The 16,419-nt window shown below is 62.4% G+C and carries 8 protein-coding genes; 4 read left to right on the forward strand and 4 right to left on the reverse strand.

Features of this window, described 5'->3' with window-relative positions; genetic code table 11:
- Positions 1–7 precede the first annotated feature (7 nt).
- A complete protein-coding gene (ngg, locus tag C9383_RS02980) occupies positions 8–1,741 on the reverse strand; it encodes an N-acetylglutaminylglutamine synthetase (RefSeq protein ID WP_060755939.1) in 1,734 nt (577 codons plus the stop codon).
- A gap of 3 nt (positions 1,742–1,744) precedes the next feature.
- Positions 1,745–3,517 carry an N-acetylglutaminylglutamine amidotransferase gene (locus tag C9383_RS02985; RefSeq protein ID WP_090369645.1) on the reverse strand — a complete coding sequence of 591 codons (1,773 nt, stop codon included), beginning with the start codon at positions 3,515–3,517 and terminating at the stop codon, positions 1,745–1,747.
- A 309-nt stretch (positions 3,518–3,826) separates the two neighbouring features.
- Between C9383_RS02985 and C9383_RS02990 the strand changes: the two genes are divergently transcribed.
- Positions 3,827–8,653: an NEL-type E3 ubiquitin ligase domain-containing protein gene (locus C9383_RS02990; protein WP_090369647.1), complete on the forward strand. Its 4,827-nt coding sequence runs from the start codon at positions 3,827–3,829 to the stop codon at positions 8,651–8,653.
- Between the two features lie 7 nt (positions 8,654–8,660).
- Here C9383_RS02990 and mnmC read toward each other — a convergent pair whose 3' ends face one another.
- Complete coding sequence (mnmC, locus tag C9383_RS02995; RefSeq protein WP_090369650.1) at positions 8,661–10,637, reverse strand: bifunctional tRNA (5-methylaminomethyl-2-thiouridine)(34)-methyltransferase MnmC2/FAD-dependent 5-carboxymethylaminomethyl-2-thiouridine(34) oxidoreductase MnmC1; 1,977 nt, start codon at positions 10,635–10,637, stop codon at positions 8,661–8,663.
- A gap of 156 nt (positions 10,638–10,793) precedes the next feature.
- Between mnmC and pap the strand changes: the two genes are divergently transcribed.
- The 3 genes from pap (at position 10,794) to C9383_RS03010 (ending at position 14,869) form a co-directional block, all read left to right on the forward strand.
- On the forward strand, positions 10,794–12,302 hold the full coding sequence (gene pap, locus C9383_RS03000; RefSeq protein ID WP_090369652.1) for a polyphosphate:AMP phosphotransferase: 1,509 nt from the start codon (positions 10,794–10,796) through the stop codon (positions 12,300–12,302).
- Positions 12,303–12,657: 355 nt separating this feature from the next.
- Positions 12,658–13,842 (forward strand): thiolase family protein, encoded by a 1,185-nt coding sequence (locus C9383_RS03005; protein ID WP_090369655.1) that lies wholly within the window; start codon positions 12,658–12,660, stop codon positions 13,840–13,842.
- 70 nt (positions 13,843–13,912) lie between these two features.
- Positions 13,913–14,869, forward strand: coding sequence for a DMT family transporter (locus C9383_RS03010; protein WP_090369657.1), 957 nt, complete (start codon positions 13,913–13,915; stop codon positions 14,867–14,869).
- Here the strand turns inward: C9383_RS03010 and C9383_RS03015 are convergent.
- The gene (locus tag C9383_RS03015) at positions 14,866–16,248 is read right to left on the reverse strand and encodes a class II fumarate hydratase (protein WP_090369659.1); all 1,383 of its coding nucleotides are present in this window, start codon (positions 16,246–16,248) and stop codon (positions 14,866–14,868) included. The two genes, C9383_RS03010 and C9383_RS03015, sit on opposite strands and share 4 nt — an antisense overlap.
- Between the last annotated feature and the right edge of the window lie 171 nt (positions 16,249–16,419).

Here is a 16,419-nt window from a genome sequence, read left to right on the forward strand (position 1 = left end):
GGATCGTTCAGCTGTGGGGAAACAGCAAGTCCACAAATTTTTGCGCAGTGGGTTGCGGCTCATGGTTGGCCAGGCCGGCGCGCTCATTGGCTTCGATAAACACGTACTCGGGCTGGTCTGCCGCGGGCACCATCAGGTCCAGGCCCACCATCGGGATGTCCAGGGCACGGGCGGCTCGCACGGCGGCATCCGCCAGGGTGGGATGCAGGATCGCGGTGACATCTTCCAGGCAGCCACCGGTGTGCAGGTTGGCCGTGCGGCGCACCGCCAGGGTCTGGCCAGGTGGCAGGATGCTGTCGTAGTCATAGCCGGCGGCATGCAGTGTGCGCTCGGTTTCGCCATCGAGCGGGATCTTGCTTTCGCCATCGGTGGCCGCTTGGCGGCGACGGCTTTGGGCCTCGATTAAGGCGCGGATGCTGTGGTGACCATCGCCGGTGACTTCGGCCGGGCGACGGATCGCGGCGGCGACCACTTCAAAGCCGATCACCAGAATGCGCAGGTCCAGGCCTTGGTGAAAGCTCTCAAGCAACACCCGGCTGTCGAACTGGCGTGCCGCCTCGATGGCCTGTTGCACGTCTTCGATGGTCTGCAAGTCCACCGCCACGCCCTGGCCTTGCTCGCCGTCCAGCGGCTTGACCACGATGCGCTGGTGCTCATCGAGAAACTCGAGGTTGTCATCGGCACTGCCTGCCAATTGTTGTGCCGGCAAGTTCAAACCCGCCGCCTTGAGTACTTTGTGGGTCAGGCTTTTGTCCTGGCACAAGGTCATGCTGATCGCGCTGGTCAGGTCGCTGAGGGATTCACGACAGCGCACACGGCGCCCGCCATGGCTGAGGGTGAACAAGCCGGCCTCGGCATCATCGACCTGTACATCGATGCCCCGGCGATGGGCTTCTTCGACGATGATCCGTGCATAGGGGTTGAATTGCGCCTGCGGACCCGGCCCCAGAAACAATGGTTGGTTGATGCCATTCTTGCGCTTGATCGCAAACGTGGTCAGCGCCCTGAAACCCAGCTTGGTGTAAAGGTTCTTGGCCTGGCGGTTATCGTGCAGCACCGACAGGTCGAGATAACTCAGGCCACGGCTCATGAAATGCTCGACCAAGTGGCGCACCAGTACTTCACCCACGCCGGGGCGAGTGCACTGCGGGTCGACCGCCAGGCACCACAGGCTGCTGCCGTGTTCCGGGTCGTGAAAGGCTTTCTGATGATTGAGGCCCATTACGCTGCCGATCACCGCGCCGCTGTCTTCGTCTTCGGCCAGCCAATACACCGGGCCGCCTTGGTGGCGGGGCGTGAGACGGGCCGCGTCGACGGGCAACATGCCGCGTCCCTGGTACAGCAGGTTGACCGCCTGCCAGTCGGCATCGGTCTGTACGCGGCGTATGCGAAAGCCGCGAAATACGCGGGTGGCCGGGCGATAGTCGGTAAACCAAAGGCGCAGGGTGTCGGAGGGGTCGAGGAACAATTGTTGCGGGTCGAGCCCGAGAATCTGCTGAGGCGCGGCCACGTACAGCGCGATATCGCGCTCCCCAGGCTGCTCCTTGAGCAGTTCTTCGGCCAGGCTGGCGGGGTCGGGAAACGTATGGCCGATCAGTAACCGGCCCCAGCCGCAATGCACGGCAATCGGTTCAGCGTGGTGCGGGTTGCCATCCTCGGCCAGTCGGGCTTGCAGGCGCTCGTAGGACGGCGCCTGGCCCTTGAGCAAACGTTGGCTGTAAGCCGCTGCATGGGGTTTCATCGATCAGATTCCTTGTTCGCTGAGCCACAGGTTCAGCGCCGCCAGTTGCCACAGTTTTGAGCCGCGCAACGGGGTCAGTTGACCTTGCGGGTCGGTGAGCAGGCGGTCCAGTGTGGCCGGGTTGAACAGGCCTCGGTCCTGGCTGGGGTCCAGCAGCAGGTCGCGCACCCAATTGAGGGTATCACCCTGCAAATGCTTGAGACCGGGCACCGGGAAGTAACCTTTCTTGCGGTCGATGACCTCGCTGGGGATGACGCGGCGCGCCGCCTCTTTCAACACCTGTTTGCCGCCATCGGGCAATTTGAACTGGCCTGGCACGCGAGCCGACAGTTCCACCAGGCGGTAGTCCAGGAACGGTGTACGCGCTTCCAGGCCCCAGGCCATGGTCATGTTGTCGACGCGTTTGACCGGGTCGTCCACCAGCATCACGGTGCTGTCCAGGCGCAGCGCCTTGTCCACTGCAGCATCCGCCCCCGGCATCGCGAAATGATCGCGTACGAAGTCGCCCGCAGCGTCGTTGGCGGTCAACCATTTCGGGGCGACGGTGGCGGCGTAGTCGTCGTAGCTGCGGTCGAAGAACGCCTCGCGGTAGGCGCTGTAGGGATCGCTGGCGCCGTCCACCTGCGGATACCAGTGGTAACCGGCGAACAACTCATCGGCGCCCTGGCCGCTCTGCACCACTTTGCAATGCTTGGCCACTTCCCGAGACAGCAGGTAGAAGGCGATGCAGTCGTGGCTGACCATCGGCTCGCTCATGGCGCGGAAGGCCGCAGGCAGTTGCTCGATAATCTCGCTTTCGGCGATGCGCAACTGGTGGTGGCGGGTGTTGTAGTGCCGGGCGATCAGGTCCGAGTACTGGAACTCGTCGCCACGCTCGCCGCCTGCATCTTCAAAACCGATGGAGAAGGTCGACAGGCCCTCTACGCCGACTTCGCGCAGCAGGCCGACGAGCATGCTCGAGTCGACGCCGCCGGAGAGCAGCACACCGACATCCACGGCGGCACGTTGGCGGATCGCCACGGCTTCGCGGGTGCTGTCGAGGACGCGATCGGTCCAGTCTTCGAGGGTGAGGTTGCGTTCATCCTCATGCGGGCCGTAAGGCAGGGTCCACCAGGTTTTCTGCTCGGTCTTGCCGTTGGCGTCGATGCGCATCCAGCTGGCCGGTGGCAGCTTTTCAATGCCGGCCAGCAAGGTACGCGGCGCCGGCACCACGGCGTGGAAATTCAGGTAATGGTTGAGTGCCACCGGGTCAAGGATCGGGTTGATGTCACCCCCCTTGAGCAGTGCCGGCAACGCCGAAGCAAAGCGCAAGCGCTGACCGGTGCGCGACAGGTACAACGGCTTCACGCCGAGACGGTCACGCGCAATAAACAGGCGCTGGGCATCCCGCTCCCAAATGGCAAATGCAAACATGCCATTGAGCTTGGGCAACAGCGCTTCGCCCCAGGCGTGATAGCCCTTGAGCAGCACCTCGGTGTCGCCGCCGGAGTAGAAGACGTAGCCCAGAGCTTCCAGTTCTGTCCTGAGTTCCGGGAAGTTGTAGATGGCGCCGTTGAAGGCCAGGGACAGGCCCAGATGGGCGTCGACCATCGGTTGGGCCGAGCCGTCCGACAGGTCCATGATTTTCAGGCGACGGTGGCCAAGCGCAATCGGGCCCTGGGCGTGGAAGCCCCAGGCATCCGGCCCGCGCGGGGCCAAGTGATGGGTGATGCGTTCTATTGCTGCCAGGTCGGCAGGTTGATGATCAAAACGTAGCTCGCCAGCTAATCCACACATAAATTCCTTACCGGTTTTTCCGTTGGGGAGACTAAAAAACTCACAGCGCCGAAAGGGCGCATACCCTGAAACTGACCCGAGGCATTTGTGGGAGTTTTAGACCGATAAGTTATAAGGCAAGTGGCCGCGATCGGTTTTTGCCCGGTCCTTGTCGGGCGCGGTGTGCAGCGAATTGGCGTCAAATAACGCAAGTTTGCATAGAAAATCTGCATTGATCGCACAGGACAATGCAGGGGTATTCGAATCTGTTTTCCTGTATTTCGCGCTTATCGTATCCATCGTTATTCAACGCAAAGGAAGACGTTGTCGATGGTGCCGAGACGCGAGTTGCTCAATGCCGCAAAGCCTGTGACCCAAGCCGAGATGGAGGCTGCCCTGCTGGAGATGACCGGCGACCTGGGCAAGGCCCGGGCGCTGCAGGCCACGCTGCCGCATTGGCTGCTGGAGGCCAAGTCCACTACTCTGCGAGCGATCGAACAAACCCACCGTGACAGCCAGGAGACGCGCCTGCGTGCTCAGCAACGGCTCGGGCGCCTGCAGTCGCTGGACAGGTTTTGCATTGAGCGATTAAGCACTTTTTTACTGGGCAAGGGCGTAGCGGGCGTGGAAGTGGAGCGTGACACGCTGGAGCTGTCAAAACGCAGCTTGTCGGGCGTCGGCGCGGACCTGGGAGGCGCCCTGCAAGAGACCGTGACGGTCGAGACCCTCAGCCTGGTGCAGGCGGCGATGAAAAACTTTTCCGAGAGCCAGGCCGAACCTGGTGGCTTGTCCGCTTCGGCGCTGCTGCGCAGCGCGGCTACCGGGCAGGCCATCGCCGGCATGACGGTTACCGAGTTTGTCGGCTACTGCCGTGAGCTGGATCTGGGGGCGGCCTACCAGGCTCACGTGCGCAGCGTATTCAACCTGCGGGGGCCGGGCGCCGATGGGCAGGGTTTCAATCGGACAATCTTTGATCTTGGCGAATCCAAAAGCCTCGACCTGCAAATGGACCTGCATATCGCCTATGCCAAGGGTTACCTCGGCGAGCCGACCTACGACGGGTTGCTCAACCTGATCAAGGCTGACCAGCCGGCGGATGAATCGCAAAGTTCGATTCCGGCCAATGAGCCGTGGATCTGGCAAGGCCTGAATATCGACAGCGTCTGCCTGTGGGGCGTCATGCTGTTCAGCCGGGAGCCCCCCGGCCAATTGCCGACCAGGCATTTTGTGGTCTACATGCCCAACGAGCCGCTGCGCCCCTGGTACGAATACGCGCACCTGGAGGACTTCACGCTTTATCTGAGCCTGATGTTGCAAGCGCAGTCTTACCGCAAAACGTTCGGGGCTTATCTGGATGAGTCTGAGCGCCTGGAGTTTTTCCAGCGCTACGATACGGCGCGCAAGGTCGGCCCGTTACGAGTGATCCCGATACAGGTACGGTTGTCGGATTTCCTGGTTCAGGCCTGTATCGGCAAGATCCAGCTCGATGCCCTGGTATTGGCGGTGCCCAAGGCCGAAGTGGATGAAGAGGCCTGGCAGCAACGCCGGCAAACCTATCTGGATATCGGGCTGAACGCGCTCAACGTAGCGGGTTTTGTCGTCCCGGTACTGGGCCAACTGATGATGGGCGTGGCTGTCGGCCAACTGCTCGGCGAGGTGTTTGAAGGCGTCGAGGACTGGGCTCACGGCGAGAAGGACGAGGCGCTCCACCACCTGTTCAACGTGGCGGAAAACATTGTGGGCATGATGCTGTTCGCCGCAGGCGGGAAAGTCGTTGGCAGCCTCAAACGCCAGCTCACTCGGTCTTCGCGGTTCTTTGAAAAAGTCGAGCCCATCGCCTTGCAGGATCAGAGCCCGAGGCTGTGGCGCCCGCGGCTGGCGCCGTACAGCCAGCCGCCGGAAATGTTCCAGCGCGGATGGGACGTCGACTCCAGAGGCATCTACCAGGCCAACGGGAGCGCCTATGCGAACATCGATGGCGCCCTGTATGCGATCAGCTTTGATCCGGTCATGGGCAAGTGGCGCGCCCTGCACCCGCGACGACCTGAGGCCTGGCGCCCGCCCCTGGAGCATAACCGGCAGGGTGGCTGGCAGCACGCATTCGAGCGTCCGCAGGACTGGTATTCGCCCTCTTATAACCTGAGGCGGATCGATCCCGCGTTGAGCGCAGTGCCCGAGGACCCGTTGAACAGCCTCGCGGCCATCACCGAACTGGCACTGGCCGACATGCAACACCTGGCCCTGGAGCACGAACCCTTGCCGGAGCGAGTTCAGAACGCCGTGGCGCGCTGGCGCCTGCATCATAAAATCGGCGCGCTGACCTATACGCTTGAGCAGGGCGCGCGCGCCGATGCTGCCACCGCGCGTGTGCAAATGCTCGCCTTGCCGTTGATGCCGGGGTGGCCCAAGGGGCGCTTTTTTGAGGTGCGCGACGAGCCGGGCAATGTGCTCGAAAGCCTGGCGTTCCGGGAACCCTTCGACGATGAGGGCCTGCCTGTTCCTGTCACCGAGCAACAGCTCAAGGAGGGTCAGGTGATGGACGTGCTGCTGCAAGCGCTCAGCAGTGAAGAACGTACACAGCTGCTTGGGCAAACCGTTGCGCGGGAACAGGCGCCCGAGGTGCTTCGAAAGCAGCTGCTGGCGACCGTCAACACACAGCATGCGCAGTTGCATCGTCGTCTTTATCAGGATTACGAAGGCGTTGCTCAGGGGGAACTGGAGCCTTTGATCGCGCTATATCCCCAGTTGCCACGTCGAGTGGCCAGGGAACTGGCCTCCCAGGCCCGCACGACTGATCGCCGGGTCTTGCATGAGAGCGGCCGCGTTCCGTTGCGCCTGGCGCGCAAAGCCCGACAGGCTCTGAATAAATTGCACGAGGACCAGGCACTGATGGGCCTGGTTTGGCCGCAATTGGCCAACACGGGGACGCGACGTATTGCGCTGGGCACGCTTGAGCGTTTGCCGGGTTGGCCGCGGGATTTTTCGTTCCAAGTGCGCGAAGGGCATTTGACCGGACGCCTCCTTGAGCAGGTCGGGCCTGCCGGAGCGGCAGTGCGCCGTACGATCGTCGAGTCCGCCGAGGGTTTTCAGGTGTTTGACGAGCAAGGCCATAATCTCGGCGCGCACATCACCGGCCCGGACGGTTTGTATCAGGCAATCGTCGATTGCCTGTTGGATACCCAGCGCACTGCCTTGCGCCTGGCCGGCGCGCGCACCGGCAGTCAACTGCGCAGCCAACTGCGTTTCAAGTCCCAGGGCGAACGACATCGCGTGAAGGGCTACCTGTGGCCAGAGCGGGGCATGCCTGAAGCCGCGCCGACGTCCTGTATTCAAGCGCAACTGAGGACGCCCGCCGCGCATCCGCCGGCGCTGGTGCGTAAGCTTAAAAAGTTGTATCCGCTTTTGAGCGACGTGGAAATTTCACGATTGATCGAGGATGCCGGCCACGACCACGTGTCCCGGGCCATGAGGGTGGAGGCGCTTGAAGGTGAGTTCGCTTCACTGCACGGTGCGCTGAAAACCTGGAGCAATCAGCGGGCACCGAGTAACAGCGAAGCGATTGCGCCCTGGGATCAGCGCCTGAGCCGGCTCCAGGCCATGAACCTGATCGAGCGGTGCTGGCGGCGGATGAGCCTGGCGCGCGACGAGCACGGCTTGCGTGTGCCGACCCTTGAACTCGACGGCATGCTGTTGGGAGGCTTGCCGACGTTGCCGTCGTCCATTCAATTCGAGCATGTTCAGCGTTTGTCGTTGAGAAATATGCGCCTGGGCGATGACGTTGCGTATTTTCTCAAGCACTTCAAGGCGGTGCACACCCTCGACCTGACACAGAATCACATCACGCGGCTGCCCGAAGTACTCGGGCAAATGCCGCAGTTGGTGCGGTTGCACATGGCCAACAATCAGTTGCAGTTGACTGAACACACCCTTCGCAAGCTGGCCGGCCTGCGCAACCTGCACTCGCTGAACCTGAGCGAAAACCCGCTGATTGACGTGCCGCAAGTGGGGAAGATGCTCGACCTTCGCGAACTGCTGCTGCGCAATTGCAAGCTCACCGACTTTCCCGAGGGTTGCCGGCGGTTGCCGTGGCTGGAGCATGTCGACTTGCGCCAGAACGAAATCAAGGTATTGCCGGACTGGTTGTTCACCATGCCCCGACGGTTTACCGAGGCATTCAACCTGCGGCTCAACCCGCTGTCATTCTCCAGCCGACTGGCGCTGAAGAATTATCGGCTCAACCACGGCACCGGCATGGGTTTCCTTGAGGATGACCTTGTGCGCTTGAGCGAACAGCGCGCCCGGGAGCTGTGGTTAGGCGATGACGGGGTGAGCCATTACGCTGAAAAGAACCGGGTGTGGCAAGGCCTTGCGGATGAGCCGGGCTCCGACGGCCTGTTCAACTTGCTTGCCGAACTGGGCGGCACAGCGGATGCGCACTTTGTACATGAAGACCTTGATCGGCGAGTGTGGCGCGTGCTGATGGCCGCCGCCGACGACGAGGATTTGCGTGAGGAGGTATTTCAGCGCGCCGCCACACCGCTGCGTTGCGATGATGCGGCGGCCAACAATTTCAGCACGCTTGAAGTGCTCACGGAGATCAGCGACGCCACGCGCTTGATCGAGGGCCGGGTACTGACGGCCAAACCGCTGCTGAAACTGGCCAGGGGATTGTTTCGACTGGACCAGTTGGAAGGTATCGCGCGCCGCCACAGTGACAGCAACCCTGCGGTCGATCCGCTGGAAGTCAGCCTCGCTTACCGCACTGGGCTGGTCGACCGCTTCCACCTGCCGGGGCAACCCCTGCATATGCGCTTTGCGCGCCTGGGTGGGGTGACGCTCAGTGCGCTGGACAGCGCCGAGCAGCAAGTCAAGACGGCTGAAATGTCGTCGCGCCTGTTGAATTATCTGGTCGAGCTGCCGTTCTGGACAGACTATCTGAAGCGCGTCTTCGGCAGCCGTTTCGAGCGTTTGAATCAGCCGTACAACCGGCGTGTGAACGAGGTGTTCGACTTGAGCCTGACGCTGAGTGACATCGATTATCGCGACCAGATGAACGTGATCCTGCACGAGCAGGAACAAGCCCAGGCGGCCGAGATCCGGCGCCTGAGCGAGGATGCCTTGCGCATCGATGACCTGGGGATCTGCCCCTTGCCCTGAGGGGCGCTCAGCCTGCTTTTGCGCGAATCAACGCGCGCACGGCAAAGCGGTTCGGATGGCAGGCTTCGGCGATACTGGCGGCAACCGGCAGTGGCTCGTCATTGATCCAGGCCGCCAGCAGTTCTGCGGACAGTGGCGCGGTGATCAGGCCGCGAGAGCCGTGGCCGCTGTTGACGTACAAGCCGTCGAGCCAGGGGCAGGGCGCATCCGGAACCTGGCGGGCGTCTTTACGCAATATGCCGTAGGCCCGGTCAAACGCCGCGCGATCAACCAGCGGGCCGACGATGGGCAGGTAGTCCGGGCTGGTGCAGCGAAAGGCTGCGCGACCCTGCAGATGGGCAGGGTCGAGGGCTTCGGCATGCAGGCGTTGGGCGAGGTCTGCGCTGATGTCCTGGAGCAGCGCCAGGTTGCCGGCGTGATCGGCGGCCGTGGGCGTGAGGTCATCGTTCTTGAAGTCGAAGCTGGCGCCCAAGGTGTGTTCGCTCAGGCGCGGCGGGGCCACATAGCCTTCGGCGCACACCACCGTCTTGAGTGCGGCGCTCTCGACAGTTTGCGGCAAACGGGTGATTTGCCCGCGGATGCGCTTGAGCGGCAGGTCGGCGAAGCGTTGGACTTCGGCCGCACCGGCCAATACCACCACCGGTGCACTGGCCAGCAGCTGTTCACCGCCCCAGGCCTGCCATTGACCATCGACCTTGCGCAGTTCGAGCGCCTCGTGAAGAGGCTGCACGCAGATGCCAGGCTGACGCGCTTGCCAGTCACACAGGGCGGGCGGGTGTACCCAACCGCCTTCGGGGTAAAACAGCCCGCCGTGTGCCAGTGCCACTCCCGCCTTGGCTTGCGCCTGTTCCCGGTTCAGCGGGTGCAGCAACTGCGGGGCAAACGCATTGGCCAGTTGCGCCTGGCGCTGACCTTCCTTGGCATCGAAGGCCAGTTGCAACACACCGCAGTCATCCCAGTCCACCCCGCGCTGCAGATGTTCCAGCAAACGACGGGTGTACCCGAACCCGGAGACGATCATCTGGGACAAGGCAGTGCCGTGGGCTGAAAGCTTGAGGTAAAGCACGCCTTGCGGATTGCCGGAAGCCTCCTGGGCGAGTGCCTCATGGCGCTCCAGCAGGTGCACCTGCCAACCGCGTGCAGCCAGGCTGGCGGCGGTGGCGCAACCGGCCAGGCCGCCACCGATCACCAGGGCTTTGCGTTCGCCGTGGGCACCACGCGCCGGTCGCGCGAACCAGGGCTTGGTTGCCGGCGGGGGGGTCGCATCGCTCGGCCAACCGCGAAATTCACCGCGCAGGATTTCCCACTTGTGGCCGATACCCGGCGTGCGCTTCATCTTGAACCCGGCGGCATTGATCAGGCGGCGCACCCAGCCGGTGCTGGTGAAGGTGCTGATGGTCGAACCCGGCGCGGCCAGGCGTGCCAGTTCGGCAAACAACTCGGCTGTCCACATCTCTGGGTTTTTCGCCGGGGCGAAACCGTCGAGGAACCACGCATCGATCTGCGCGTCCAGTTGCGGCAATTGTTCCAGTACATCACCGATCAACAGCGTCAGGGTCACGCGGCCATTATCCAGCACCAGGCGCTGAAAACCCGGGTGGATGGCAATGTACTGCGCCAGCAGTTGTTCGGCGAACGGTTGCAGTTCGGGCCAGAGGGCGAGGGCACGTCGCAGGTCGGCGTGGCTGAGGGGGTATTTTTCCACGCTGACGAAATGCAGCCGTGCACCGGCTACCGCGTGCTGCTCGAACAGTTGCCAGGCGCACAGGAAATTCAAGCCGGTGCCAAACCCGGTTTCACCAATCACCAGATGCTCGCCTACCGGCAAGGCGGCAAAGCGCTCCTGCAAACGGTTTTGTTCAAGGAACACATAACGGGTTTCTTCAAGGCCCGACTGATCGGAGAAGTACACATCGTCGAACACCCGCGAGTGCGGGCGGCCTTGGTCATCCCAGTCGAGCTGGGCGTGGGTGATGGGAGTCATGGGCAGCTCATAAAAAAACAGCAGGCAAAGGCAAGGCGGCCATTCTAGCCGATCACGGGGCGTTGAATTGACCCAAGGCAAGTGCACATCGAATTTCCTCCCGCGCACTGCAGCCCAATCCGCTAGTCTTGAGCCATCTTGAAACGGAGCTGCCCCATGTTCGAATCCGCCGAAATCGGTCACGCCATCGACAAAGACACTTACGACGCCGAAGTGCCGGCGCTGCGCGAAGCGCTGTTGGAAGTGCAGTATGAACTGCAGCAGCAGAAGCGTTTTCCGGTGATCATTCTGATCAACGGCATCGAAGGTGCCGGCAAGGGCGAGACGGTCAAGCTGCTCAATGAGTGGATGGACCCGCGCCTGATCGAGGTGCGCACCTTCGACCAGCAGACCGATGAAGAATTGGCCCGGCCTCCGGCCTGGCGCTACTGGCGCCAGTTGCCTGCCAAGGGGCGCATGGGGGTGTTCTTCGGCAATTGGTACAGCCAGATGCTGCAAGGCCGGGTGCACGGCGAGATCAAGGACGCCCGTCTCGATCAGGCCATTGCCGGTGCCGAGCGCCTGGAAAAGATGCTCTGTGATGAAGGGGCACTGATCTTCAAGTTCTGGTTTCACCTATCCAAGAAGCAGATGAAGGCTCGCCTCAAGGCGCTGGCGGATGACCCATTGCACAGCTGGCGCATCAGCCCGCTGGACTGGCAGCAATCCAAGACCTACGACAAGTTCGTGCATTTCGGTGAACGTATCCTGCGCCGAACCAGTCGCGACTACGCGCCGTGGCATGTGATCGAAGGGGTCGATGCCCATTATCGCAGCCTCACGGTGGGCAAGCTGCTGCTCGAAGGGTTGCAAAACGCCTTGAAGCTGGCCAAGGGTAAATCCAGCGGCATGAACCCGGCGCCCTTGATCGCTTCGGTGGACAAGAAGAGCGTGCTGGACGCCCTCGATCTGACCCAGCGTCTGGAAAAAGAAGATTACGAAGAACAGCTGATTACCGAACAGGCGCGTTTCTCCGGCCTGATGCGCGACAAGCGCATGCGCAAGCACGCGTTGGTCACCGTGTTTGAAGGCAATGATGCGGCGGGCAAGGGCGGGGCGATCCGTCGTGTGGCGGCGGCGCTCGACCCACGCCAATACCATATCGTGCCGATTGCCGCGCCCAGTGAGGACGAGCGCGCCCAGCCTTACCTGTGGCGGTTCTGGCAGAAAATACCGGCACGCGGCATGTTCACCGTGTTCGACCGTTCCTGGTATGGCCGCGTACTGGTGGAGCGCGTCGAGGGTTTCTGTTCGCCGGCCGACTGGATGCGTGCCTACGGCGAGATCAACGACTTCGAAGAGCAACTGCGCGACGCGGGCGTGATTGTGGTCAAGTTCTGGCTGGCCATCGACAAGGAGACGCAGTTGGAGCGCTTCCAGGCCCGTGAAGATATCCCTTTCAAACGTTTCAAGATCACCGAAGACGATTGGCGCAACCGCGACAAGTGGGACGACTACCGCGCCGCCGTGGGCGATATGGTCGACCGCACCAGCACCGAAGTTTCGCCCTGGACCCTGGTGGAGGCCAATGACAAGCGCTGGGCGCGGGTCAAGGTGCTGCGCACGATCAACCGGGCGCTGGAAGACGCGTTCGCCAAATCCCACAAGCACGACAAGAAACGGTAGTGAGCGGGCTTGCCCTAATGCCAGTCAGTTAAGGATTAACGCGGTCACTGTGGGAGGGGGCTTGCTCCCGATAGGCCGCGCAGCGGCCTCAAAAGTGGGCCTGCTACGCAGGCCATCGGGAGCAAGTCGAATCGTCGCACCGCCCCTCCCACAATTTATCCATGAAACCCAGCAACTGTGGTGTTTCAGAAAGACCGCGGTGTCTGGTTTTGGGGCGGCTGCGCCACCCAGCGCGGCAAGCCCGCTCACTACACCATCATGGTTTTGCATACGCGGGGTGAATGATCGTCGCGGTTGGGAGGGCCTGGATCTATCCTCGAAGGCTCTCCCAATAATGACAAGATCGAGGTAGCCCATGCGTGAAGTAGTGATCGTCGACAGTGTGCGAACCGGCCTGGCCAAATCCTTTCGCGGCAAGTTCAACCAGACCCGCCCCGATGACATGGCGGCCCATTGCGTCAACGCGCTGCTCGCACGCAATGGCATCGATCCGGCGAGTGTGGAGGATTGCATTGTCGGCGCCGGCTCCAACGAAGGCGCCCAGGGCTACAACATCGGGCGTAACGTGGCGGTGCTCTCGCAGTTGGGCACCGGGACGGCAGGCATGACCCTCAACCGGTTCTGTTCGTCGGGTTTGCAGGCGATTGCCATTGCGGCCAACCAGATCGCTTCGGGTTGCAGCGATATCATTATTGCCGGTGGCGTCGAGTCCATCAGCCTGACCATGAAAAGCGTCAACACCGATCACCTGATCAACCCGTTGCTCAAGGAGCAGGTGCCGGGTCTGTATTTTCCCATGGGCCAGACCGCCGAGATCGTCGCGCGCCGTTATCACGTCAGCCGTGAAGAGCAGGACCTGTATGCCCTGCAGAGCCAGCAGCGCACGGCCCAGGCCCAGGCTGAAGGTCTGTTCAGTGATGAAATCGTGCCGATGGTCGTGAAGTACAAGGTTGAGGACAAGCACACGGGTGAAGTGCAGGTGCTCGAGGGGGTGGTTGACCGTGATGATTGCAATCGTCCGGACACCACGCTGGCCAGCCTGCAAGGCTTGAAACCGGTATTTGCCGAGGATGGATCGGTCACGGCGGGCAACTCGTCGCAGTTGTCCGACGGCGCCTCGATGACCTTGGTGATGAGCCTGGAAAAAGCCCTGGCGCTGGGGCTCAAGCCCAAGGCGTTTTTCCGTGGGTTCACGGTGGCGGGCTGTGAGCCGGACGAGATGGGCATTGGCCCGGTGTTCTCGGTGCCCAAGCTGCTCAAGGCCAAGGGCTTGCAGGTGGCGGATATCGACCTGTGGGAACTCAACGAGGCGTTTGCCTCGCAGTGCCTGTATGCGCGTAATCGCCTGGAAATCGACAATGCCAGGTACAACGTCAACGGCGGTTCGATCGCCATCGGGCACCCCTTCGGCATGACCGGTTCGCGGCAGGTGGGGCACCTGGTGCGTGAGTTGCAACGACGCAATCTGCGTTATGGCATCGTGACCATGTGCGTGGGCGGCGGCATGGGCGCGACCGGGTTGTTCGAAGCGGTGCGCTGATCTTCGCTACACAAAGTGCATCGGGTGCCCCTAGAATGCGGCTCCACTCCCTCTGGCTTCTGGGGCACTCATGCACATCTCTTCCGGCCGCTGGGTCTATGGTTTTCTCCTGACCCTGCTGACCGCGCTGCTGTGGGGCATTCTGCCCATCAAACTCAAGCAAGTGTTGCAGGTCATGGACCCGATCACCGTCACCTGGTTTCGCCTGACGGTGGCCGGCGGTTGTCTGTTCGTCTACCTCGCCCTCACCAAACGCTTGCCCAGCCGCCAGGTGCTCGGCCCCAGGGGCGGCTGGCTGGTGGTCATGGCGGCGTGCGGCCTGGTGGGCAACTACGTGCTGTATCTGGTTGGCCTGAAGATGCTCAGCCCTGGTACCGCCCAACTGGTGGTGCAGATGGGGCCAATCTTTCTGATGGTCGCCAGCGTGTTTGTGTTCAAGGAGCGCTTCAGCCTGGGGCAGGGGCTGGGCCTGGTGGTGCTGATCATCGGCTTTGGCCTGTTCTTCAACCAGCGCCTGGACGAACTGCTGACGTCCCTTGGGGCCTACACCGCCGGGGTGCTGACCATCCTGCTGGCCACCACCATCTGGGTGTTCTACGCCCTGGGCCAGAAACAACTGCTGACGGTGTGGAATTCGCTGCAGGTGATGATGGTGATCTACCTGTTCTGTGCCTTGCTGCTTACACCCTGGGCGCATCCACTGGAAGCGCTGGACCTGAGCCCGCTGCAAGGCTGGCTGTTGCTGGCCTGCTGCATGAACACCCTGGTGGCATATGGCGCTTTCGCCGAGGCGTTGGCCCATTGGGAAGCGTCCAGGGTCAGTGCGACCCTGGCGCTCACGCCCCTGGTGACATTTGTCGCGGTGGCCCTTGCCGCGTGGTGGTGGCCGGACGCTGTGCAGGCCGAAGAGATCAACGCCCTGGGCTATGCCGGGGCGTTGGTGGTGGTGCTGGGCTCGGCGACGGTGGCGTTGGCTCCGTCGTTGCTCGCCGGGCTCAAGGCCCGGCGCGTGCGCATGGCCTCCTAGTTGCCGAGCATGTCCTCAGGGCGGACCCATTGCTCGAACTCTTCATCGGTAAGGTAGCCCAGCTCCAGCGCGGCCTCCCGTAGTGTGAGGCCTTCGGCGTAAGCCTTCTTGGCGATCTCTGCCGACTTGTCATAGCCGATGTGCGGGTTGAGTGCCGTGACCAGCATCAGCCCGCGCTCCAGGTGCTCGGCCATCTGCGTAGCGTCAGGCTCGAGACCGGCGACACAGTGCTCCTGGAAGTTATTGCAGCCATCGGCCAGCAGGCGGATCGATTCCAGCAGGTTGTGGATGATCACCGGTTTGTAGACGTTCAACTGCAAATGCCCTTGGCTGGCGGCAAGGCCGATGGTCACGTCATTGCCCAGTACCTGGCAGGCCAGCATGGTCAGCGCCTCGCACTGGGTCGGGTTGACCTTGCCCGGCATGATCGAGCTGCCCGGCTCGTTGGCCGGCAACTTCACTTCGGCCAGCCCGGCGCGGGGGCCGGAGCCCAGCAGGCGCAGGTCGTTGGCGATTTTCATCAGCGCCACGGCCAGGGTTTTCAGCGCGCCGTGCAAGGTCACCAAAGGCTCATGGCCGGAGAGGGCGGCGAACTTGTTGGGGGCCGTGACGAACGGCAAGCCTGACAACGCCGCCAGCTCGGAAGCAATCGCCTCGCCAAAACCGTGGGGCGCATTGAGCCCGGTGCCGACGGCGGTGCCGCCCTGGGCCAGCTCGCACACGGCGGGCAGGGCGCTACGGATCGCGCGTTCGGCGTAGTCGAGTTGGGCAATAAAGGCCGAGAGTTCCTGGCCGAAGGTGATCGGCGTTGCGTCCATCATGTGGGTGCGACCGGTTTTCACCAGCTTCATGTGCCTGGCCGCTTGCTCCGCCAAACCGCCGGAAAGATTGGCGATGGCGGGCAGCAGCCGTTGATGCACGGCCTGCACGGTGGCGATGCTCATGGCCGTGGGGAAGCAGTCGTTGGAGCTCTGGGAGCGGTTGACGTGGTCGTTGGGGTGCACCGGGCTTTTACCGCCACGCTTGTTGCCCGCCAGCTCGTTGGCACGGCCGGCGATGACTTCGTTGGCGTTCATATTGCTCTGGGTGCCGCTGCCGGTCTGCCACACCACCAATGGGAATTGATCGTCATGCTGCCCGTCGAGCACTTCGTCGGCGGCCTGTTCGATCAGGCGGGCGATATCGGCGGGCAGGTCGCCGTTGCGGTCGTTGACCCGTGCAGCGGCCTTCTTGATCAGGGCCAGGGCGTGCAGCACCGCAAGCGGCATGCGTTGTTCACCGATGGCGAAATTCACCAGCGAACGTTGGGTCTGCGCGCCCCAGTAAGCGTCCTCCGGGACATGAACTTCCCCCAGGCTGTCGGTTTCGATACGGCTCATCGGGCACACTCCTTCAGGTTCGTTTGCGCAGTTTAGGCTGTGATCGGCCGGGCGGGTTCCCTAAAAGACTTTTCATCGGCAAATCCACGTCCGACAAGGGGCGGGGTTGAGCCATAAGGTTTTTTAGGCGCAGAATGGGCGCCCTTGGGGTCTTACCTCGCCTGCTAGAAA

The sequence above is a fragment of the Pseudomonas palleroniana genome (assembly GCF_003031675.1).
GTDB classification, from domain to species: Bacteria; Pseudomonadota; Gammaproteobacteria; order Pseudomonadales; family Pseudomonadaceae; genus Aquipseudomonas; species Aquipseudomonas palleroniana.

Coding starts and splice junctions, on each gene's coding strand:
- C9383_RS03015 (WP_090369659.1), bottom strand. CDS start 16,248: ATGAGCCGTATCGAAACCGACAGCCTGGGGGAAGTTCATGTCCCGGAG.
- C9383_RS03005 (WP_090369655.1), top strand. CDS start 12,658: ATGCGTGAAGTAGTGATCGTCGACAGTGTGCGAACCGGCCTGGCCAAA.
- pap (WP_090369652.1), top strand. CDS start 10,794: ATGTTCGAATCCGCCGAAATCGGTCACGCCATCGACAAAGACACTTAC.
- C9383_RS02985 (WP_090369645.1), bottom strand. CDS start 3,517: ATGTGTGGATTAGCTGGCGAGCTACGTTTTGATCATCAACCTGCCGAC.
- C9383_RS03010 (WP_090369657.1), top strand. CDS start 13,913: ATGCACATCTCTTCCGGCCGCTGGGTCTATGGTTTTCTCCTGACCCTG.
- ngg (WP_060755939.1), bottom strand. CDS start 1,741: ATGAAACCCCATGCAGCGGCTTACAGCCAACGTTTGCTCAAGGGCCAG.
- mnmC (WP_090369650.1), bottom strand. CDS start 10,637: ATGACTCCCATCACCCACGCCCAGCTCGACTGGGATGACCAAGGCCGC.
- C9383_RS02990 (WP_090369647.1), top strand. CDS start 3,827: ATGGTGCCGAGACGCGAGTTGCTCAATGCCGCAAAGCCTGTGACCCAA.